The sequence below is a fragment of the Occallatibacter riparius genome, from assembly GCF_025264625.1.
GTDB classification, from domain to species: Bacteria; Acidobacteriota; Terriglobia; order Terriglobales; family Acidobacteriaceae; genus Telmatobacter; species Telmatobacter riparius.
The window spans coordinates 5848301-5870885 of the sequence record NZ_CP093313.1 but is presented as its reverse complement, the minus strand read 5'-3'; the positions used below and the strand labels follow the sequence as shown (position 1 = coordinate 5870885).

16 protein-coding genes are annotated in these 22585 nt (G+C 60.4%); 6 read left to right on the top strand and 10 right to left on the bottom strand.

Annotation, left to right across the window (positions count from 1 at the left end; genetic code table 11):
- Positions 1–421 precede the first annotated feature (421 nt).
- The 3 genes from MOP44_RS24045 to MOP44_RS24035 are packed head-to-tail and all read right to left on the bottom strand — an operon-like array spanning position 422 to position 3672.
- On the bottom strand, positions 422–601 hold the full coding sequence (locus MOP44_RS24045) for a hypothetical protein (protein WP_260792950.1): 180 nt from the start codon (positions 599–601) through the stop codon (positions 422–424).
- Positions 602–653: 52 nt separating this feature from the next.
- A complete protein-coding gene (locus tag MOP44_RS24040; RefSeq protein WP_260792949.1) occupies positions 654–3314 on the bottom strand; it encodes an ABC transporter permease in 2661 nt (886 codons plus the stop codon).
- 1 nt (position 3315) lies between these two features.
- On the bottom strand, positions 3316–3672 hold the full coding sequence (locus tag MOP44_RS24035) for a PadR family transcriptional regulator (RefSeq protein WP_260792948.1): 357 nt from the start codon (positions 3670–3672) through the stop codon (positions 3316–3318).
- A 280-nt stretch (positions 3673–3952) separates the two neighbouring features.
- On the opposite strand from MOP44_RS24035, the gene MOP44_RS24030 reads away from it, so the two are divergent.
- From MOP44_RS24030 to amrB, 3 genes are all read left to right on the top strand, one after another.
- Positions 3953–4972, top strand: a complete 1020-nt coding sequence (locus tag MOP44_RS24030) for a DUF362 domain-containing protein (RefSeq protein ID WP_260792947.1) — start codon at positions 3953–3955, stop codon at positions 4970–4972.
- A gap of 140 nt (positions 4973–5112) precedes the next feature.
- Entirely contained in the window at positions 5113–6198 is a 1086-nt protein-coding gene (gene amrS, locus MOP44_RS24025) for an AmmeMemoRadiSam system radical SAM enzyme (RefSeq protein WP_260792946.1), read from the top strand.
- A 16-nt stretch (positions 6199–6214) separates the two neighbouring features.
- The gene (amrB, locus tag MOP44_RS24020; protein ID WP_260792945.1) at positions 6215–7813 is read left to right on the top strand and encodes an AmmeMemoRadiSam system protein B; all 1599 of its coding nucleotides are present in this window, start codon (positions 6215–6217) and stop codon (positions 7811–7813) included.
- On the opposite strand, the gene MOP44_RS24015 is transcribed toward amrB, so the two are convergent.
- The 7 genes from MOP44_RS24015 to MOP44_RS23985 all read right to left on the bottom strand — a co-directional run bounded on the left by MOP44_RS24015 (position 7719) and on the right by MOP44_RS23985 (position 16755).
- Positions 7719–10058 carry a fused MFS/spermidine synthase gene (locus MOP44_RS24015; RefSeq protein ID WP_260792944.1) on the bottom strand — a complete coding sequence of 780 codons (2340 nt, stop codon included), beginning with the start codon at positions 10056–10058 and terminating at the stop codon, positions 7719–7721. The genes amrB and MOP44_RS24015 overlap by 95 nt on opposite strands.
- Before the next feature lie 20 nt (positions 10059–10078).
- On the bottom strand, positions 10079–11350 hold the full coding sequence (locus tag MOP44_RS24010) for an aldo/keto reductase (RefSeq protein ID WP_260792943.1): 1272 nt from the start codon (positions 11348–11350) through the stop codon (positions 10079–10081).
- 45 nt (positions 11351–11395) lie between these two features.
- Positions 11396–13066 carry a 4Fe-4S binding protein gene (locus MOP44_RS24005; protein ID WP_260792942.1) on the bottom strand — a complete coding sequence of 557 codons (1671 nt, stop codon included), beginning with the start codon at positions 13064–13066 and terminating at the stop codon, positions 11396–11398.
- Positions 13067–13090: 24 nt separating this feature from the next.
- Complete coding sequence (locus MOP44_RS24000; protein ID WP_260792941.1) at positions 13091–14029, bottom strand: DUF362 domain-containing protein; 939 nt, start codon at positions 14027–14029, stop codon at positions 13091–13093.
- Positions 14030–14095: 66 nt separating this feature from the next.
- Positions 14096–14992: a DUF6599 family protein gene (locus MOP44_RS23995; protein WP_260792940.1), complete on the bottom strand. Its 897-nt coding sequence runs from the start codon at positions 14990–14992 to the stop codon at positions 14096–14098.
- A 259-nt stretch (positions 14993–15251) separates the two neighbouring features.
- Complete coding sequence (locus MOP44_RS23990) at positions 15252–16115, bottom strand: SDR family NAD(P)-dependent oxidoreductase (RefSeq protein WP_260792939.1); 864 nt, start codon at positions 16113–16115, stop codon at positions 15252–15254.
- Positions 16116–16188: 73 nt separating this feature from the next.
- Complete coding sequence (locus tag MOP44_RS23985) at positions 16189–16755, bottom strand: TetR/AcrR family transcriptional regulator (protein WP_260792938.1); 567 nt, start codon at positions 16753–16755, stop codon at positions 16189–16191.
- A gap of 397 nt (positions 16756–17152) precedes the next feature.
- On the opposite strand from MOP44_RS23985, the gene MOP44_RS23980 reads away from it, so the two are divergent.
- From MOP44_RS23980 to MOP44_RS23970, 3 genes are all read left to right on the top strand, one after another.
- Positions 17153–17572, top strand: coding sequence for a hypothetical protein (locus MOP44_RS23980; protein ID WP_260792937.1), 420 nt, complete (start codon positions 17153–17155; stop codon positions 17570–17572).
- Positions 17573–17862: 290 nt separating this feature from the next.
- A complete protein-coding gene (nifJ, locus tag MOP44_RS23975; protein WP_260792936.1) occupies positions 17863–21486 on the top strand; it encodes a pyruvate:ferredoxin (flavodoxin) oxidoreductase in 3624 nt (1207 codons plus the stop codon).
- Positions 21483–22499 (top strand): dihydroorotate dehydrogenase-like protein, encoded by a 1017-nt coding sequence (locus MOP44_RS23970; protein WP_260792935.1) that lies wholly within the window; start codon positions 21483–21485, stop codon positions 22497–22499. Before nifJ ends, MOP44_RS23970 begins: the two co-directional genes overlap by 4 nt.
- Positions 22500–22585 lie beyond the last annotated feature (86 nt).

Genomic DNA, 22585 nt, shown 5'->3' with positions numbered 1-22585 from the left:
CAGCGTGTTGAGGGTAGGGGCTTTCTGGATGACGTGGGACACTCCGAAGAGGGGAACTGCCGGGTTCGTGGTCTCCCACCCTTGAATCGATGAAGCCGATTCAAGGATGGGGCACCCGGCAAGCAGAACGTCGACCGCCAAGTCGGAAACAATTTCGCATTCGCTTAAATCACCTGCGCTTCGCCTAGACTGTTACTCCCAGCGAGTTCGCCAAAGACAACCGCGGATCCCTCGACTTCGCTCGGGATGACAGCGTGTTGAGGGTAGGGGCTTGTGGGATGACGTGGGATACCGCGAAGAGGGAAACTGCCGGGTTCGTGGTCTCCCACCCTTGAACTGATAAAGCCGATTCAAGGATGGGGCACGCAGATACGTGACTGACGGGATCGCTATTTGGCGCCTGCCGGCGGCACAATGCCGTTCATCCGCAGGTACTCCACCATCTGGCCGTAGTGGTCATACCCGTGGCCGCAGCAAATCCGGTGATCGTGATGCGCGTGCTGAACCCGTCAACCGGCCTGACGGCGACAAAAGCATTCTCCGTCGTGATGGTCGCGGTCGCCTTGTGCGCGCAGACGAAGGACGCTTCCAGTGCGGCCACGGCCGTTGCAGGGCCGAACGGCTCGAGAAGCTCGCGATCTTCAAACGAAGAGTCACTCCGCTCGCAGCGCTAGTAGAGGATCGATATTGGCCGCGCGTCTTGCCGGCACTGCGCATGCCGCTACGGCTATGGCGACGAGCAACGTCGAGGCCGCCAGCAATGTGAGCGGGTCCAGTGCTGAAACTCCATACAACAGGCTTGCCAGGCTCCTCGAAGTAAGTACGGATCCCACAAGCCCAATCATGACTCCGCTGAGGGCCATCCGGAATCCCTGCAACGATACAAGCCACGCCACCGCACCGCGCGGCGCGCCGAGTGCCAGCCGGATTCCGATCTCCTGCGTTCGCTGGGCCACAAGGTATGCCATCACCCCGTAGATGCCCAACATGGCAAGGAGCAGTCCGACGGCCGCGAAACCGGTCAGAGCCACGCTCGTGAACCGGTTCACCGCAGTCATGTCTCCGATGTATTGGTTCATGGTTTCCACCTCGGACAGTGGAAGTTGGGAATCGAGCGCATGGATTTGCTGCGCAACCGCCTGTTCAAGCGTTTCCGGCGCCACATTCGACCGCACCAGCAAGTCTTTGAAGCCGAAGTTGACGTGCGGAGTCTGGCGAAACAGCGTAATAAGCTGCGGCGCGACCGGCAGTGTGAGTCCCTGATTGTAGTTATCGCGCATGACCCCTGCGATAGAGATGGTTTCTCTCTGCGCGCCCATCCATGTGTCCTGTGCAATCAAGCTTGCCGGCGCGCCGAGTTCTATCCGCTGTCCGATCGGATCCACACCTGGAAAGTACTGCTTCACAAACGCCTGGTTGACAATCCCGACCGGCAACGTACCTTCCCGATCTGACTGCGAGAAATCGCGCCCCGCGGTTAGGGGTATACCGGCCGTTCGCAGATAGTTCGCGTCGACGACACCGAAGATGGTGGATGGCACTTCTTCGAGCCGGGACACGGGGTGACCCTCGATTGAAAACATCATGTGCCATCCGTCTCGTGGAGGATAGACGGTGGTCACGGAGACGTCCTTGACGCCGGGCAGGACTCGGATTCGATCGGTGAGTTCATCGCAGAATCGCGTGATCGCATCCGCCGTTGCATAGCGCACCGGCGGAAGATACAGATGTCCACGCATCAGGTGGTCGACTCTGAAGCCCAGATCTTGGCGTTCGAGATGCTCGAGTGTTTGTAGGACTAGTGACGCTGCAACCAGAAGCATCAGAGATAACGCGATCTGCCCGGTCACGAGTATTCTTCGGAACCCCTGCCGCGCGACTCCACTGCTTGAGCGTCCACCTTGTTTCAGAGCATCCGCTGGGTCGACCCGCGCACTCAGTAGCGCGGGCGCGGTTCCGAAGAACAGGCAGGTTCCCAACCCCGCAGCTAACGTGAAGAGCACTACCCGCCAGTCCAGCGTGAGTGCAAGCAACTGGGGAATCTTTCCTGGGTCGTTCAATCGCACGGCGCGTATTGCTCCGCAAGCCAATAACAGTCCCAGGCCGCTACCGAGGACCGAGAGCACCAAAATCTCGGTGAAGATTTGGCGTACCAGAGCGGCGCGTCCTGCGCCCAACGCCTTCCGCATTGCGAACTCGCGTTGCCGAGAAGTGTTTCTCGCCAGCAGTAAGGCGGCCAGGTTCGAGCATGCTATCAGCAGAATCAACGCAACCGCGCCCATGAGCAGCAACAGAAGCGGTCGCAGATTGCCCGTCCGCATAGTCTCTAGGGGCACTACGGAGATATCCACTCCACGATCGACGGGATGCGTGGAGGCGAGACTCCGGGCGATCCTAGCGAGATCTGCCTGCGCTTTATCAACGCTCACGCCGGGTTTCAGCAGTGCCAGCGCGCCATATCCGCGTCCGGCGCGAGCCGATTCGTCCCACACTCCCGGTTCGGGCAGAAACGGCTCAAACACTGGCAGTTGCGCCTGCGCTCCATGCAGCCACCCTGGAATCGTGTCAGGCAAGACTCCGATGATGGTATAGGGCTGGTCGTTGATGGTCAGCGTATGACCCAGAATCATGGAGTTGCGCTGATAGTGAGCCTTCCAGAACCCTTCGGTGATCAGCGCTACGTGATTACGCCCCTGCAAACCCTCGTCCGCAGTGAACAGACGGCCCAAAAGCGGCTGAATGCCCAATGCCTCGAAGAACTGCGGCGATGCGAGCCCTACCAGGACCTCCGCGGGATCGTCTCCGCGCCGCGACGTGCTCACATTTTTCCGCCACTGGTCGTAGATCGCGATCTTTTCGAAGCTCTGGTTTTGCGTGGCAAAATCGCGCCAGTCTGGCCCTGACACGCCCACTGGCTTCCCTGCCTTCATGGAAGTGATCTGGACCAAGCGATCTGCGTTCGGAAATTCGAGCGGGCGAAGGAGCACCGCATTCAGCACGCTGAAGACTGCTGCATTTGCACCAATTGCGAGAGCCAGCACCAATACCACCACCGCGGCAAATCCTGGTGATTTCCGGATCTGGCGGAGTGCATAGCGGGCGTCCTGTAGCCAGCGCTCGAACTGGGCCCATCCCCAGGCCTCGTGCGTTTGTTCCCGGATCAAGGTTGCATTGCCGAACGCGCGGCGGGCTGCGTATTGGGCGTCCTCGGGAGAGAGACCTTTTTCACGTTGCTCTTCCTCTTCGAGTTCGAGATCGGAACGCAATTCGCGCTCGAGATCTGCGTCGCGTTTCTTCAGTTGCCACCATCGCATATCAACTCTCCTCGGCGGATGGCCACATCACGCGGGCCACGGCTTCAGTCATTTGTTTCCACTGCGATTCCTCGACTTGGAGTTGTTTCTTGCCCTTCTCGGTCAAACGGTAGTACTTGAACTCCCGATTGCGGTCAGAAGCCATTTCCCAATTGGACGTAACCCAGCCCCGCTTTTCGAGTCGATGCAGCGCGGGATAGAGTGAACCGTGCTGCATCTGAAGGAAGTCATTCGTGGTGCGCTGAATGTGTTTACCGATCTGACGGCCGTGAGCCGGCCCCCAAACAAGCGTCCGCAGAATAAGCATGTCCAGGGTGCCAAGGAGAAGGTTTGCATGCTGCGGCTTTTCGTTGCTCATAGTCGACCGTCTACCCCCACATGGATGCCGATGGTAGAAGGTCGACTATCGATTGTCAAGAATTACGTTTTCAGAATCGTGGCGGCTGAAACGCGAGTTGGCGACCTGACGAGTAAATCGTTCGGAGTGCGCGCAATCGATCTAGTTACGATCGTGATGCGAGTCACTGAAGAATTTCGTCGTGCGGCGGTAAATGGATGCTGGCCGGCCGAGGGGACTCCCTGAGCCCTGAACATGTCCACGCAGGCGGGCCGGAGGATCGAAGGCGGGATCACGCATCATGCGCCTGATACCCATGACGGCGCGCCGTACGTTTTTGAAGAGCTGCGTGGGGAGCCTCGCTTTTCTTGCGACGGGCGAAAAGATCTACCCAGCGGAAGCCGTGGTGTCGACTGCAGCGGAGCCGCCTTCGCGTGTGGTGGTCGCTCGGGATCCCGGTCTGCGCGGCGCTGGTTCGAGCGTTGATTCGGGGCGTCTGCTGCGCATGCTGGATCGCACGATGCAAGCGCTGTTCCGCACAGAGCGCGCGGCGGAGGCGTGGACGAGGATGGTTCGGCCCGGGCAGAGAGTCGCACTGAAGGTGAATTCACTAGGAGGCCGCGGGATCTCCACCAATCCGCTACTGGTTGAGGCTATCTGCGAGCGTTTGCAGGAAGCCGGGGTGCGTGCCACGGCCATTGTGGTCTGGGACCGCGATACGCGGGAACTCGAGCGCGCCGGGTTCCGCATCGCCGTGGGCGGCAACCAGGTGCAGTGCTTCGGCACCGATCGGGTGGGCTACGAAGATGGCTTGTCGAGCTGGGGGAATGTGGGGAGCCGCGTATCCAAAATTCTGACCGAGCGCTGTGATGTGCTGATCAATTTGCCCGTGCTGAAGGATCACGATGGCGCCGGTGTGACGATCGCGCTGAAGAACCTGTATGGAGCCATCCACAATCCAAACAAATACCATCCCGATGGCTGCAATCCGTATATAGCCGATCTGAACATGCTGCCGGAGATCCATAGTCGCATGCGGCTGACAATCTGCGATGCAACGACGGCGTGTTTCCAGGGCGGGCCCGCATATAAGCCGCAGTATTGCTGGCAGGAAAACGCCCTGATTGCATCGCAGGACCCGGTTGCTCTGGATACAACCGGATGGCAGATCATCGAGCGCAAGCGCGCTGAACACGGACTGAAAACGCTGGAAGCCGAGAACCGAGGGCCGCGATGGCTGGCGACGGCCGCTGACCCGCAGCATCGGCTGGGAACCAATGACCCGCGAAAAATCGATCGCGTGGAAGTCGCGCTGGCGTGATGGAGGTGACCATGACCCACGAGTTAAGTTTGCAGCACCGGAGCAGTTGGGATTTACACCTGCCGGGTCAATGCTTGAATCCACGCTCTGATCGACGCACGTTTCTGCAATGCGCGCTGTGGGCAGGAGCGGCTCAAGGGATGGTCGGGCTGGCCGAGCCTCTGGGTGCGGTCTCGCCGAAGGCGACGGCGGAGAGTCAGGACGACGCGCGCTTCACAGTCGAAGCGCGGTTTTACGAGAAGCAGGCGGAGAAGAGAATTCAGTGCAAACTGTGTCCGCGTGCGTGTGTCGTTGGGGATCGTGAACGGGGGTACTGCGGCGTACGCGAGAACCGCGGCGGCACTTACTACACGCTGGTTTACTCGCGCGCGTGCGCCGCGCATATCGATCCGATCGAGAAGAAGCCGTTCTTCCACTACCTGCCCGGGACGATGGCGTTCTCAGTGGCGACGGCCGGATGCAACGTGAATTGCAAGTTCTGCCAGAACTGGGACATCTCGCAGTCGCGCCCGGAACAAGTGCCGGCGAACTACGCGCCCCCCGCGAGGGTGGCGGAGCTGGCGAGGCAATCCGCGTGCCCGACGATCGCATACACGTATAGCGAGCCGGTTGTGTTTGTCGAATACCTGATGGACACGGCAGATGCCGGTCACGCCGCGGGGATTCGGAGCATCGTGGTTTCCAACGGCTACATCCAGGAGGAACCGCTGCGCAGGGCGTACGGCAAGATGGATGCGGTCAAGATCGACCTGAAGTCGTTCTCCGAATCGTATTACCGGCAGGTTGTATCTGGGCAGTTGAAGCCGGTGCTGGAGACCCTGGTGGCTCTGCGCAGGATGGAGAAGTGGCTTGAGGTTGTCTACCTGGTGGTGCCGACCCTGAACGATAGCGAGCAGGAATTCCGCGACCTGGCGCGCTGGGTGAAAGGCAATCTCGGCGTGGATGTGCCCTTACATTTTTCGCAGTTTCATGCCGATTACCTGCTGAAGAACCTGCCCATCACTCCGGTGGCGACGCTGGAGCGTGCAAAACAGATCGCCGATGCCGAGGGGCTGCACTACGTGTACATCGGCAACGTGCCCGGACACCCGGCCGAGAACACGTATTGCCCGAAGTGCCGGAAGATGCTGGTGCAACGGGCCGGGCTGCAGATGACGCAGATGCTGATCCGCAAGGGCGCGTGCCCGTTCTGCAACCATGCCATTCCGGGAGTGTGGCACGTGTGAGCGCGAGGGTGCGGCGATGCGAAAGATTGAGATGCGAAAGCTCAAAGGGATGATGATTATGATCGCGCTGCTTCTCAGTATCGTGGCGATTCCGACGTGGAGCCCCGGCGTTCTGGCGGGACTCGAGAAGGTGCGACAGCCCGGAGTGGCGGGTAGCTTCTATCCGGCCGATCCGCAGGCGCTGACGGCGATGATGGACGATCTGCTGGCCAGGGCTGCGCCGACGGCAATACCCGGGCAGATTCTGGCGGTGGCGGCGCCGCATGCTGGCTACCCCTATTCCGGCCCGATCGCCGCGTACACCTATGCTGCACTGAAGGGCCGAAGCTACAAGCGAGTCGTCGTGATTGCTCCATCGCACTATGAAGCGTTCAGTTTCACGTCGGTATATGACGGCGACGGCTATGCGACTCCGCTCGGGACGGTCGCGGTGGACAAGGAGTTTGCGCGAAAGCTGGCTAAGACCGGCGAGACGATCAGGCTATCGGGGAGAGGTCACGAGCCGACGTCGCGAGGTGCGGAGCATGCATTGGAGGTGCAACTGCCGTGGCTGCAGCGGGTGCTGGGGAACTTTGAGCTGGTTCCGGTGGTGATGGGCGACCAGAGTTACGAGAGCAGCCGCGACTTGGGGACAGCTCTGGCCAAACTGATCCGAGATAACGACACGCTCATTGTGGCGAGTTCCGACTTATCTCACTATCACGCCTACAAGGACGCGGTGCGCATGGACCAGCAAACGCTGCACGCGGTGGAGAAATGGGACTACTTGAGCATGTCGCGGAACTTCGAGATGCGGGTGTGGGAGGCGTGCGGCGGCGGTCCGATTGTGACGGCCATGATCGCGGCCGAGCGCATGGGCGCGACACAGGCGAAGGTGATGCGTTATGCGAACTCAGGCGACACGAGTGGCGATCGATCCCGTGTTGTCGGATACGGGGCTGTGGCACTGGTGAAGGCAGATGCGGGGCAGGTGGCAGACGAGCCATTTTCACTGACGGCCGACGAAAAGAAGCAGTTGCTGTCGATCGCCCGCACCTCAGTAGAGCATGCCGTGCGGCAGGGGAAGGTCTGGGAACCTGCGGAGGTGACGGCAGATGCATTGAACGCGCCGCGGGGAGCCTTTGTGACCCTGCGAGAAGGCGGAGAGCTGCGTGGGTGCATCGGCTACACGTCTGCAGCGGAGCCGCTCTACCTGACCGTTCGTGATACGGCGGCCTTGGCGGCTCTGCGCGATCCGCGGTTCCATGCCGTGACGGAACCGGAGCTGCCGCGGCTGCAGTATGAGATCTCAGTGCTCTCGCCGCTGCGGCGCGTCCGGGATGTGCGCGAGATCCAGATCGGGCAGCACGGATTGCTGATGAAGAACGGCAGCTCCGAAGGGTTGCTGCTGCCGCAGGTTCCAGTGGAACAGGGATGGGACCGCACGCATTTCCTGGAACAGACGTGCGTGAAAGCGGGCATGCAGCGCGATTGCTGGCAGGACCATAACACCGACATTTTCCTTTTCACGGCCCTGGTGTTCAGCGAGAACCGCTCGCAGCCAGATGCGCCGCCGGGTGCGACTTCAAAGTCCACACCGCCAGAAACGCAGGCGCGAGACTTACTGCCGCGGTGAGCCAGGCGGTATTCCAAAAGCCGAAGACGGGGATGCAGTAGCCACTGAGCAGCAGCGCGCCGACTGCGCCTCCGAGCAGGTCTAAGGCGTACACGGCTCCGGCTCCCGCCGGCGTGCTGCGGCCCTTCAGCCGGATTTCGGTAATCAGCGGAAACACGTAGCCGCCGGGAAGGCCGCACATCAAGGCGAGGAGAGGGAACACAGCCTGCGCGGCGGCGAGAATGATTGCCGTGTCTGGCCAGCGAGCGAGGAGCGTTACAGCGAGCAGCAGCGCGGGTGCGGAAGCGGACAATACGAACTGGACCCGGGCAACCGAGAGCATCAACGGAGCACGCGCGGCCGCGATGCGGCGCAGCCCAAACCAACTCCCCAGTCCCATGCCTGCCAGGAACATGCCGATGAGAAGAGCTAGTTGCTGATAGACGACGCCATATACGGATTGAAACGAGAGCAGCAGGATGATTTCGAGCGCCATTGACGTATAGCCGCTGATACCTGCGCAGGCGAGTGCCGTTGAGGAGCCCGTGCTGAAAGGGCGTCGGAACCGGATGGAAGCGACGAAGCACACAAGAAAGAAAATTGTGCCAGCTAGAATCGTTGTGAATGGAATGTGCGCTGCCGCTGCGAAAGTACGAGCAAATGCGGAGTGGAATTGGGCGCTCCACAGGACGACATCGAAGTAGTACGCGATCGGCCGCAAGTCTCGATTGACAGGCGTTCCGGGAGGCGGCTGCAGGATGGCATGCGCCTGCTCCATGCGATCCGGGGTCATGCGAAACGGGATGGAATATTCACGGACGTATCGGGTGGCCAGGTTTCGTTCGCGCAGCCGCGCGATGAGAAGCCGCGGGTCTTCGGTGAGGAGATTCGGCTGGTTCGTCGCGAAGAAGTGCGCGGTTTCGCCGGGGATGATGATCACGTACCGAAATACGCTGCGCGCCGTGCTGGCCATGCACCGCAGAAACGCGGCGAGATCGGGGCTGATGGTTTCTTCAGAGGAGCGCACCTGAAACGAGAGAATTCCGCCGGGCGCAAGGTGATTGCGAGCGGAGCGAAAGAACTCTTCGGTGTAGAAGCGGTTCAACTGCGCAGTTGCGGGGTCAGGCAGGTTCAGCAGGATGACGTCAAAGCGGTCTCTCGTGGTTTTCAGCCAGAGGCGGGCATCGGCTACGTGTATGCGAACGCGCGGATCGGATAGTGTAGCGGCCGTTCTATCGGGGGTGATTTGCCGCGCAATTTCGAGAAGAGCTGGATCGAGTTCGAGGACATCGATGCGACGGACCGAAGGATGTTCGAGCACTTGATTAACGGCATCACCGATGCTGCCGCCGATGAGCAGGACCGTTGCGGGGGCCGGGTGTTCCAGCAGGCCGTAGTGCACGGCTTCTTCGGCTGCGGCGTCGTCGGACGTCGTGGCCAGTTTCTCGCCGTTGCTATAGACGGTCAGGAGATCGCCGGTGCGCACGATCACCAGGTTTCCGTAGATCGTATTGCGGGAACTCACGACCTCGAATCCCTGCCACACATGGGCGAGGGCCGCGCGATCGAGCATGGGGCCGACGCCGAGCGAGACGGGAATGCCCGCGAGAAGGCTGATTAGCAGAGCGCATACCGCTTTCCAGCGCGTAATGCGGAAGACGATGGAAGCTGTGACAACGTTGAGGGCGGCGATCAGGATGGCGATCGAGAATGGCCCAACAGAATAGAGGAACAGCAGGCTGCTGATGATTCCGCCAAGGCCGGAGCCCAGCGCTTCGAGCAAATAGACCCTGCCCGCTGCCGCGCTGGAAGAAACGGTGGATTGTTCCCGAATGAGGCGCGCAGCGGCGACGAACATGGCTCCCGAGAGACTGCAGAACACGCTGAGAGCCGCGAGCGCAGTCACAAGCATCGGCAGGGGACCAAGCAGTTCTCCCGGCGTTGCCTGGAATGCGGCTCTTCCCCAATGCAGCAGCCAGATGGTGGGCGCGAGCGCGATCCCGCTGAGACATTCGAGAATGGCGACTGCCGCGCGAGGAGGCACGCGGTCCCACATACTTCGGCTTGCGAGGGCGCTGCCGGTGGCGGTCCAGATAAGCCAGGCGGCCAGTGCGATGCCGAGCGAGATCTCATTGCCGCTGAACAGGACGATGATTTCCCGCAGGAGGACAGCCTGACCGACGACGGCGGTGAAGCCGGCGAGTGCAGGCACGGCTCTGACGGTGCCGCTGGGCAGTTTCCCGGGCGAAATCAAGACACGCCCCATGTGGCTCTCGAATTACCAGGTCACGCCAGCTTACGTCCGATGGAGGCGATCTCTTTCAAGGTCTCTATCTTCATGGCAATGTTGACGGAATTGCGGCACTTTGCCTGGCAGGCTGTGCACCCTTCGCATGCATCCAGCCCCCTGCCCGATCTGATCGCAGCCATGGTTTGAGCAGCGAGTGCGTAATTCACATACTGGACCGCGTACATGTGCGACCGCATCAACTCTGGAATGTCCACACCCAGTGGGCAGTCTGCGACGCACTGACCGCAATGGCGGCAGAACTGCGCTTCCGCGGTAAAGGGCTCGTTAGAAAAAAACTGCTGTTCCGCCGGAGTGTAACCAAGATTGGACGCGACCGAGAAGTTCTGCTCCATCTGCTCGTAGGTGGTGTAGCCGGGAATGGCGGTCGTGATCGACGGGTGGCGCAGCACCCATTTGAGCAGGGCCGTCTGACTGGCTGGAGTGAGCGGCTTGCCAAGCTTGGGAGCCGGCCGCATGGTACCGCCGGCCTGTGTCTTCATAGCGATGATGCCGATTCCCCTGCTGGCCGCCTGGTCGATTGTGTCGAGCAATTCGTGATTGTCGGCCATGGTGAAGTTGATCGGCACGAGCACTACGTCGTGCACTCCCAGCTTCATCACTTGCTTCAATGCCATGACGGGCTGATGGGACGAGATGCCGATGAAGCGCGCTTTGCCTTCTTTCTTGAGTTGCGTGAACGCCTCCAGCGCACCCTGTGAGTTGATCGGCTCTTCTGAGTCGCAGGCATGGTTGTAGAGGATATCGACGTGGTCCATCTGCAGCCGTTTCAGGCAGTCGTCAAACGCGTTGAGGAAGTGGGCCTTCAGCTCAGCCTGTCTGACTGCTGCGGTCTGCGTACTCGATAATGGCCCGCCAGTTCTCGGGTGCGGAATCTTGGTCGAGATGATTACATCATGACGAACACCCAGGTCCTTGATTACCTGGCCGACCATCTGCTCGTTTCGTCCCTGCTGATAGCCTGCGGCGGTATCGAAATGCCGAATCCCGATCTCGTAACTGCGGCGCACCAAGCCGGGGATGTCGGCATTCATCACACCCATGCTCACGATGGGGAGCTTGATTTTGGTATTGCCCAGGGTGCGATAGAGGGGCCGGGAAGGCGCTACAGCGGGCTCTGCCGCCGGTTTAGCGGTTTGCCCGAACAGAAGTTTGGAAGCGTCAGAGGCGCCCAGCAACTGCGACGCGGCCAGAAACGCTGCAGGCTTCGCTATGAAGTCCCTGCGGTTCCATGAATGAGAACTTTTCATCGTATCCTCCAGCATGACAGCCGTTCGATCCTGCCTCCGCAGGGGTTATCCTTCGGAGCCGCCGAGCAACGCCTGGTTCCCGGGATTGCGCGTCTCGCCGACACTGGTTACGTACACACCACGTTGATCGGTTAAGGGGCATTTGTTCTGGCAGACGCCGCAGCCAATACAAAGATCGGGATTGACGTGCGGCTGTTTGACGGTAAGGCTGGCGCCCTCGGGCGTGGTCACCTGCACCTCTTGCAACCAGATGGCTTTCTTTGGAGTAGGACAATGCTCTTCACACACGATGCATGTGCGCGCCAAGGCCCACGGAAGGCAGCGGTTCCGGTCGAAGAAAGCCGTGCCAATTCTGATCTGCTGCTTCTGTTCGAGAGCGTTCGTTCCTATGGCCTGGGTGGGACAGACCTGCGAGCACAAGTTGCACTCATATTCGCAGTAGCCGAGCTTCATGTTCAGGACCGGCGTCCACAGGCCGGCAAATCCGCCTTCCGTCAACGCCGGTTGAAGGGCATTGGTGGGGCACACCTTCATGCATTCGCCGCAGCGGATGCACTTGCCCAGGAACTCATCCTCTGCGACGGAGCCGGGAGGTCGAATCAGGGCGGGATTCCAGGTATGGCCTTTGCCTTGGGCGCTCGCGCGCGCCAGCAGGACGGTGCCAAGTCCCGCTGAGCCGGCGATGACCAAGGAGCGCCGCCCCAGGTCGAGCTTCTGTTGGCGCGGCGCGCGGACGAAGTGCAAGAGCCAGCGCAAGGGTGCGGGAGTGCTCGCCGACTTGCTTGCGGGAACATGCAGACCGAATGAGATTGCCTGATGGGGGCAGGCCGATTCACAGTTATAGCAATAGAAGCACTCCGATGGTTTCCACCCGTCCGGAACATCGGGGTCAGCGCCGCCCTGGCAGTCGACGACGCAGAGGCGGCAGTTGTTGCAGAGATCCTCATTGCGCTTGATCTGGATGAGCGGGTTCTTGCCGGCTGTTCCGAGCATGGCGCCGAGTGGACATATATACCGGCACCAAAAACGTGCGCGGTAGAGGTTCAGCAAAATGACGGCAGCGAAGAGAATGGCAATGAGGACGATGCCGCAGAAGTAAATGTCAGTGGAGGGCAGGATCGTCCGGCTCAGGAACGAATAGACCGGCTCGGACACCGCGGTGAGCCTGAGTTTGGCGATGCCGGGATCAACCTGATAAATCCATCCGAACAGCGATTTCACACCATCGCTGCCCGTGGGGTACAGGACGATGGCTGTACTTCGGTAGAGCAACGAAAACGGATCGAGCCAGCCGGTGAGGTTGAGTCCGAAGAGCGACGCCACAAGAAGCGTTGCGAGTACGTAGTACTTTGTCTTCTGCCAGGGCGAATAGCCGTCTGTCAGCATCTTCTGCTTGGCCTTCTGCTTCCGCAGGCCGGTGAGAAGATGATGCAGCGCGCCGAAGGGACATACCCACCCGCAGAACCAGCGGCCGAAGAGGATCGTTCCGCCGATCGTCACCAGCGACAAGAGAAGCCCTGAGGCAACCTGGTGCGACGACAGCCAGGATGCGGCGAGAACGAGGGGATCAAAGAGGAAGAACAGCTTGACGTGCCGTCCGGTTTGGTTGACGGGCATGTATCGGGCTTGCAGAAACAAGATGAGGAACAACAGCAGGAATCCGCCCTGGGTCAAACGCCTGAGCCAAACCCGCCACGAATTTCGGTGTGGCATCATGAAAAGCTCTCACTCTTGCTGCAGCTAGACTTCGATGCGCCGCGGTTTCAGCGACTCGAAGTCGATGGTCCCAAGTCCGCGCGCATTGCCTTCAACGATGTATCCAATCTCCTGCGGCTTGTAGCCCAGGAGACCGGCGCCGAATGCATCAATCGCCACCTGGTCGGTTCCGGCCGCCACTGTGTCCTTGCGCTTCACGTCGGCGAGGTTGCCTCCCACAGGTCCGTTGGCGGTCAACACGCGAATGGCGTCCATGACGACTAGCGTGGGGCGAATGAAGGCGGCCAGATCGACGAGGGTGTTGTTCAGGTCCTGATGAAACCGGTTGCGCTGGCCACCGGCTACGCCCATCAGGTTTTTCATCCCGAGCGTCGCTTTGCAAAGTCCGTGATGCTTCACGATGGGCACATTGATGAACTTGTTGATCTCCAGAACATCGCCGTACAGTTCCCATGCCGGAATAGCCTTCCCCTTCAGGCTGGTCTTGCGGAATTTGCGGTCATCCATGATGAAACAGTCTGCGCCGACCTTCTGGGCGGCCTGCTGAATGCCGCTTCTCGCAAACGATGGGACTGAAGGGTTGCAGGAGTTGTCACTGACGATGACGCGTTTGGCACCGGCCTGCCAGGAGAGAGAAACCAAGGTAGCCACAACGTCGGGATTGGTGGTGGCAGCCTGCTCCGGGCTGCGGTTCCAGCCGATGTTGGGTTTGATCCAGACCACATCGCCTTTGCCGATGAACCGCCCCAGCCCTCCGAGGCCGTTCACGGCTTCAATGGTCAGGCGGCGAGCCTCCTCGGCAATGGCCGCTGCGTCCTGCGGACTGCTGCGGTAGTGGGCGATGCTGAGTGCCGGACCGGCAGTGGCGGCAATCGCGTCGGGTGAGGCGAACTCGCCCAATTGCATTGCGGCCCCAATCAATGCGCAGGTCTTCAGAAAATCTCTGCGCGACTCGTCGCTCATTGCTACTCCCTCGCTGAGTTGGAGCGCCTTCGCAGAACCTGCCGCAGCGGGCGCCCGGATTGATGTTCAGTTCAGGTTGTCCGCAGCGCTGGTCAGGATCCGCTCGTTTCCGGACACCGGATTTAATAGCACCAGCAGGTAACGCCCCGCCGTGCGCGCGATCACGGTTCCTTCGAAGCTGTTCTGGCCGCGGATTGTTCCCGCGGCGAGATCGAGTGCGGCCGCGCACTTGCCTGTGCGGGTAAAGTGCTCCTGAAGCTGCTTCAGCCTCTGGAGCGCGTCAGCATCGTCGCGGGCGACGGTGACATACAACTTGCTTTCAGCTTCGCCGGCGCTGTATGCCGCCACATATGCGGGACCGAGGAAGGGATGTCCCAGCGGATCGTTGGGCATGTACTGCTCGGAGTGCGGCTTACGGCCTTCTGCCGGCAGCCGGGCTAACAACGAAGGAAGGGCAGGATTGGCGCCGATGCGGGACGAAAGCGTCCGCGCCCATGTCTCCAGCGCGGCATCGGCTCCTTCGCCGAACCCCGCCAGCTTTACGTAGTAACGATCCTGTACGAAGTTCAGAATGCCGGTGTTCTGATAGGCTTCCGCACCGATGGAAATGAAGTGATAGTCGGGCGCGCGCTCAGCGGCGTACATACCGAAGGCGGCATCCGGGCTACCCATATCGAACACATCGACCGTGACATCCACGCTGGGGTCGCGCGCATCCAGATGCAAAAGCGTGCGGACGCCGTAGAGCACGAATACGTCGGCTGCGCCATCCATGTACTGATAGAGATTGTCAGGGGTATAGAAGCCTGGAGGGGCTTTCGCTACGACGCCGGATGGAAGTGGCTCGGGGAGGAGTTTCGAGAGTGCCGCATGCGAGGGGTCTTGGAGCCCGCTTTGCTGACCTGACAGCAAACTCGCCATGGCAAGCACAACCATGCACAAGCTCGAGGACCGAAGAATCATCGCGCACCACCGCTCCCTCGCTTGGGGAAGCGGGCGCATTCTGCTTCAGAGCGTCTCGTGACAGCGAGCTAAAGTTCTCCCTACTATACGCCGAGTGGCTCCGAGGCAATATCCGGCCGCGGCGGGTGCGGACTATCTATGGACACCCGCCGCGGTTTGGTTTGCGCCTTATGAAGAGGTGAAGCTGAGGATCTCTGCGCTGTTGGTTCTACGCAACCTTGTGACCCATGCCTGATTGATCGAGCCCGGCCCAATTTCGCTAGTGATTTACCAGGCCCGGAATCTCGGGTGCGTCCGGAAACACCGTCGAAAGGGTCAAGTCGCGGTACTGCTCGGCTTCTGCAGCCCGGGCGGACTCGACATTTTTAACGCGGGTCTCCGCATCTCTGCCAAGTATCAGACGCTTCGGGAGATCCTGCGAGTTGGCGAGTTTCAGGATGAGTGCGGCAATCCTTTTGGGATCGCCCTCGGATTGTCCGCGAACTGACGCCAGGAGCTTATAGATCGCACCAACGGTTTCTTCGTATTCCGGCAGCACTTCAGGAGAGTTTTCACCGGCCCTCTGTGCCCAGTTCGTTCGGATACCACCAGGTTCGAGGGTGCATACCTTGATGCCAAGCGGAGCCACTTCCGCGACTACGGAGTCGCTGAATCCGCCAACCGCCCACTTCGCGGCGTGGTAGGGGGAATTGCCGGGCATGGCGATGCGTCCTCCGATGGAGGATATCTGAAAGATATGTCCACTTCTTTGCCGGCGCATCACGGGCAAGGCCGCATGCGTGCTGTAGACAACGCCGAAGAAGCAGGTTTCCACCACATCGCGAAACTGCTCGGAGGTCATTTGCTCGAAGGGCGCGAAATATCCGTAACCGGCGTTGTTGACTAAGACATCCAGCCTTCCGTAGGTATCCAGAGCCAGCTGCACAGCCGCCTTCGCTGCTTGTTCGTTGCGAACATCAAAGGTGACGGGTGTGAGCTGGTCTCCGTACTGTTCGACCAAGGGCTTGAGCTCGTCTATGCGTCGTGCGCCAGCTACGACACTGTCTCCTGCTGCGAGCGCTGCCTCCGCAATATCGCGTCCTAAACCGTTGCCGCTTCCTGTAATTAGCCAGACTTTAGCCATGAATGAGGCCTCCTGTCTGGGTAGATTCTAGAATGAGCGAGTGGTTGCTCATTTCTTTAGGTAAGGAAGATGACTATTTCGCCATTCTCCAGAAAGCCTCGAAGGCCTGTTCGATCAGTTCCTTTGTTTGCGCCGGTTTTCTGGATGCCATTTCCATTACTGCTGCCTGCATCGCGGTCATGGAATGCGCAGCGAAGCCTGCAGGCAGGAACTTAAAGGCGCCGCGACTTCCAAGCTCTTCCATGGTTTGATCGATAGGTCCACGTTCGTCGCTCAGCTTCGCCCTGGTTGCCTCCGTTATGACCGAGGAAAGATTGAGGAGCGCTGAGACCTTGCGTTCCGCCTGGCGATCCATCGCCCAGCGCAGATACTCGGTCCAGATATGCCGGGCACGTTCGCGCAGATCGGCTTTGTGAGGAAAGTCAGCCCCAATAGCGCGCAGAACTTCGATTTTTAGTTCGAGGTAGAGGGCATTCAGCAGGTCGTTCTTCGAAGGAAAGTAACGGAACATGGTTCCTTCGGCGAGACCTGCCCCCTTAGCGATTTTCGCGGTCGAAACCCCCAGTCCCGACTCGGCAATCTCACGCACGGCGGACTGGAGGAGGGCTTCTCTCTTTTCCGGGCTTTTGACCCTGGCCATGTTTCGATGCTATCTCAGCGTGATCGAGGCGCAGTTCAGTGGCGTCGTCGGCAATAACGGGGGCCTGCTTTGTCGCGTTCCCACACGAAGGGGTGCCGAGGGTCACTGATCGTCCGTCGCATCCGCGCACGGCCAAATTAAGCGGTAGCGCGGGCGTCCTACCCAGGTCCCCAAAGCCGGGAGACGTGGATTCCCCCCTCATGGACTTTGCGAAGGGTGGAGATCTGGTCCACACGCCCGTAAGACCGCTGTTACCTGCTTCGAACCAGTCCGCAGCGGTCGAGTTCGCGCACGTTACCTAGGGGAAACCCTTGCAATTGAGTCACGGTTGGGCTAGGCTACGTGGACTACTCGGTTTTTAACAACGGGCTCTCGAATAGGTTAAGGAGGGCTCGAGATGGCGAAAGCACTGAAGGTCCTATGTGTCGGGTCATCGCAGATGCATCATCGTCTGCTCCTCGCACTGCTCCCTGAGGATCGCTATACCCTCTTGGTGGTGAGCAACTACTGGGATCTTTGCTCGTTCTCGGTTAACGAGACAGAGGCTATCTCCGTTGCGGTTCTGGAGCATACCGAGTCCAAAGGCGATTTGCGCCGCAGCGCTGAATATGTTCGACGAAGGTGGCCGGATGCTCGGATCATCCTTCTCGGACATCGCGGAGACCTTCTGGAAGACCAGCTGTATGACGAGCGGGTAACACCGGGCATTCATCCCCCGGAACTACTCAGCGTGATAGAGCACCTGCTGAAACGTAGGCGGGATTCGAACAAAATGGCTCGTCGCGCCGCTCGAGTCTCCGAACGCGCGTACCCGTAGCGCGACTTTTAGGACAGTCGGCTCCGCTGACACAGACCCGCCGTAGCTTCTCGGTCACTCAGGCGCGAGGCTCACCCTCACGCGTGCCCGAGTCTCGCCGGCCACTGGCTATCCGCAAAATGCGAGATATGTTTCACGATACGGGAATTGGCTGCCCCCGTGTGTCTCGCGTCACAGCGGCTCACTGGCTCAGAGAAGAGACTCACTAGGGCGGAACTTTGAATCCGAGCACGGATGGAACCGTGTCCGTAACGCCTTATACGAAGCGCTGATGCGCTGTGAGGAATGGAATGAGCGAAAAGGAAATGGTCATTATGGATGGGAACGAGGCAGCCGCCTCAGTTGCCTATCGGCTGTCCGAGGTTGTCGCGATCTACCCCATCACCCCCTCGTCGCCAATGGCCGAGTGGGCTGACCAGTGGCGCTCAGAGGGGAAGAAGAACATCTGGGGTGCGTTGCCGATTGTAGAGGAGTTGCAGAGCGAGGGCGGCGCGGCGGGTGCGCTGCACGGCGCGCTGCAGGCGGGCGCGTTCGCGACGACCTTTACGGCATCGCAGGGCCTGCTGCTGATGATTCCCAACATGTTCAAGATCGCCGGTGAGCTGACCCCGGCGACCATGCATGTGACCGCTCGCACGCTGGCGACGCATGCGCTCTCGATTTTTGGCGACCACTCGGATGTGATGGCATGCCGCTCGACTGGCTGGGCGATGCTCGCGTCGAACTCGGTGCAGGAGTGCGCGGACCTGGCGCTGATTGCGCAGGTGGCGACGCTGGAAGCGCGAATTCCGTTCATGCACTTCTTCGACGGCTTCAGGACGTCGCATGAGGTGGGGAAGATTTTGCCGATCAGCGACGAGACGATTCGCGAGATGGTGGACGACCAGTACATCATCCAATTCCGGCAGAACGCGTTGAGCCCGGACCGGCCGATTATTCGCGGAACCGCGCAGAATCCCGATGTGTTCTTCCAGGCGCGCGAGGCGTGCAGCCCCTACTACAGGGCTGTGCCGGGAATCGTGCAGGCCGTGATGGATCGCTTTGCCGTGGAGACTGGTCGCGCGTATCACCTGCTCGACTACTACGGTGCATCGGATGCGGAGCGGGTGATCATCCTGATGGGCTCGGGTGCGGAGGCCGCGGAAGAAGCGGTGGACGCATTGAACCGCAGTGGCGAGAAGGTCGGCCTGCTGAAGGTGAGGCTGTACCGGCCGTTCGATGCTTCGGCGTTCCTCGGCGGGCTGCCGAAGTCGGTGAAGTCGATTGCGGTGCTGGATCGCTGCAAGGAGCCGGGAGCCACGGGCGAGCCGCTCTACCAGGACATCATCACAGTGCTGGCGGAGAATGCGCATGCGCTGCCGTTTGCCATGCCGACGGTGATCGGCGGGCGCTATGGACTGTCGTCGAAGGAGTTCACGCCTGCGATGGTGAAGGGCATCTTCGACGAGCTGACGAAGGCGGCGCCGAAGAATCACTTCACGATCGGCATTGATGACGATGTGAGCCATACCAGCCTGGAATATGATCCGGACTTTTCGACCGAGGACCCGCGGACGGTACGCGCTCTGTTCTACGGACTGGGGTCGGATGGCACGGTGGGCGCGAATAAGAATTCGATCAAGATCATCGGAACCGAGACGGACAACTACGCGCAGGGCTACTTCGTTTATGACTCGAAGAAGTCGGGCTCGATGACGACGTCGCATCTGCGGTTTGGGCCGACGCCGATCCGGTCGACGTATCTGATTTCGAAGGCGAGCTTTATTGCGTGCCACAACTTCAGCTTCCTCGAGAAGATTGATGTGCTGGAGCCGGCGATTCCGGGTGCGGTGTTCCTACTGAACTCGCCGTTTGGCAAGGACGAGGTTTGGGAGACGCTGCCGAAGACGGTGCAGGACGAGATCATCCGCAAGAAGATCGAGTTCTATGTGATCGACGGCTACAAGGTGGCGCGCGATGCGGGAATGGGCACGCGTATCAACACCATCATGCAGACGTGCTTCTTCGCGATCAGCGGCGTGCTGCCGCGCGAAGAGGCGATTGCGCAGATCAAGAAGGCGATCAAGAAGACCTACGGCAAGCGCGGCGAGGCGGTGGTGCAGAAGAACTTCGCGGCCGTGGATGCAGCGCTGGCGCACCTGGAGAAGGTGGATGTGCCCAGTGTGGTGTCGTCTGAGTTCGACATTGTGGGTTCGCTCTCGCCTAAGGCGCCGAAGTTTGTATTCGATGTGCTTGGGCAGATTGCCAGCGGCAAGGGCGATTCGCTTCCGGTGAGCGCATTGCCCGCCGGCGGCGCGTTCCCCACGGGCACGGCGCAGTGGGAGAAGCGGAACATCGCGCAGTTCATTCCGGTGTGGGACAAGGACCTGTGCATCCAGTGCGGCAAGTGCGTGATGGTGTGCCCGCACGCCGTGATTCGCTCGAAGGTGTACAGCCCTGATCTGGCGACAGACGCGCCGGCGGACTTCCAGTGGGCAAAGCCCAAGTGGAAGGGCATGGAGAACGATCGCTACACGCTGCAGGTTGCTCCGGAAGACTGCACTGGCTGCGGGGTGTGCGTAGAAGTGTGCCCGGTGAAGAGCAAGAGCGACGCCAGTCACAAGGCGATCAACATGGCTCCGCAACAACCGCTGCGCGAGAAGGAAAGGGAGAACTGGGACTTCTTCCTCGGGCTGCCGGAAGTGGATCGCTCGAAACTGTCGCATGGGCAGGTGAAGGATCTTCAGCTTCTGCAGCCGCTGTTCGAGTTTTCAGGCGCGTGCTCTGGATGCGGGGAGACGCCTTATATCAAGCTGCTGACGCAGTTGTTCGGCGACCGGCTGTATATTGCGAACGCGACGGGCTGCTCGTCGATCTATGGCGGCAACCTGCCGACTACGCCCTATACGCAGAACGCGCAGGGACGCGGGCCGACGTGGGCCAACTCGCTGTTCGAGGATAATGCGGAGTTCGGATTCGGTATGCGCGTTGCTCTGGATCAGCAGAAGGCATTTGCCGAGACGCTGCTGATGCGGGTGGCGCACCTGGTGGGCGATGAACTCGTCAGCGTGCTGCTCACGGCTTCGCAGAAGACGGAGACGGAGATCAATGCGCAGCGCGACCGGGTGAAGGTGCTGCGCGATAAGCTCGCCGGCATCGACTCGAGCGATGCGCGCAACCTGTCGGCGATTGCCGACTCGCTGGTGCGCAAGAGCGTGTGGATCCTGGGCGGCGACGGCTGGGCGTTCGACATCGGCTTTGGCGGACTGGATCACGTGCTCGGTTCGGGCAAGAACGTGAACGTGCTGGTGCTCGACACCGAAGTGTATTCGAATACGGGCGGCCAGGCGTCGAAGGCGACCCCGCGCGGCGCGGTGGCGAAGTTCGCCGCCAGCGGCAAGGGCAACAGCCGCAAGGACCTCGCAATGGAAGCGGTGAGCTACGGCTACGTTTACGTGGCACAGGTGGCCATGGGTGCGAACGACACGCATGTGGTCAAGGCCTTCCAGGAGGCCGAGGCGCACGAAGGGCCGTCGATCATCATCGCCTACTCAAGCTGTATTGCGCACGGCTACGACCTGGTGCACGGACTCGAACAGCAGAAGCTGGCTGTGCAGTCCGGCTACTGGCCGCTGATGCGTTACAACCCTGTGCTCCGCGAAGAAGGCAAGAACCCCTTCCAGCTGGATTCGAAGTCTCCCTCGATCCGCTTGAAGGAGTATGCCTATCGCGAAGCGCGTTACACGATGCTCGCTCGCGGAAACCCGGAACTGGCCGCAGAACTTTTGAAGGAAGCGCAGGACGATGTGGAGCGCCAATGGCGTGTCTACAGCGCCCGCGCCGCCATGCCGGGCCGCGGTGAAACCCCGCATATCGCTCCCGTGGAAAAGCCGAGCGAGAAACCTGAACCGGTAGCTGCCGGAGGGACGGAATGATAGATCTTAAGACGACTTACCTGGGCCTGCCCCTGAAAGGGCCCATCGTGGTTAGTTCGACCCCGCTGTCAGAGTCGCTGGATAACGCGCGCCGGATGGAAGACGCCGGCGCGTCGGCGATCGTGCTGACATCGCTGTTCGAAGAGCAGTTAACGCTGGAGTCGCAGGCGCTGGATGAGGACCTCTCGCGCGGCACCGATTCGTTTCCGGAGTCGTTGCACTACCTGCCCGAGCAGGCAGACTATCGGATGACGCACGATGTCTATCTCGACTATCTGCGGCGTACGAAGGAGGCCCTGAGCATCCCGATCCTGGCTAGCTTGAACGGCGCGACCAGCGGCGGCTGGGTGCGCTATGCAAAGGAGATGGAACAGGCCGGAGCTGACGCCATCGAATTGAATACGTATGCGCTGGCGACGGATCGCAGCCAGACCTCACGCGATGTTGAGCTGCAATTGCTCGACCTGGTGGAAGGCGTCTGCCGTGCGGTCAAAGTGCCGGTTTCGGTGAAACTGTCGCAGTCGTTCACGAGCATTCCACACCTTGTGGCGTGCCTGGAAGACGCGGGCGCTCGCGGCATCGTGCTATTCAACCGGTTCTACCAGCCGGACTTCGATATTGAGACGCTGGAGGTACGGCCTTCGCTGCACTTCTCCACTCCATCGGAGCTGCTGCCAAGGCTGCACTGGGCGGCAATTCTCTATGGGCATACCAATATGGATATCGGGATCACCGGCGGTGTGCACACGGCAGAGGATGTGCTGAAGTCGATCATGGCCGGCGGTTCGGTAGCGATGATGGCCTCGGCGCTGCACATTCACGGCATCGAGCACATTGGGCGCGTGCTGGCCGATCTGCAGTACTGGCTGGAGAAGCGCGAGTATACGTCGCTGGCCGGGACCCGCGGCTGCCTGAGCCGGCGATCGGTGCCGGATGTCTCGCCGTTCGACCGCGGCAACTATATCAAGACGCTGAGCTCCTATAGCCTGCGTCAGACTGTGGCAGCGTTCTGATTCTTTAAGTACGATTCGAATCCCGGCTGCACTATGTGATGAGTGCAGCCGTTCTTTTTGCGCGCGATGAAGGTGTGATGGAAGAG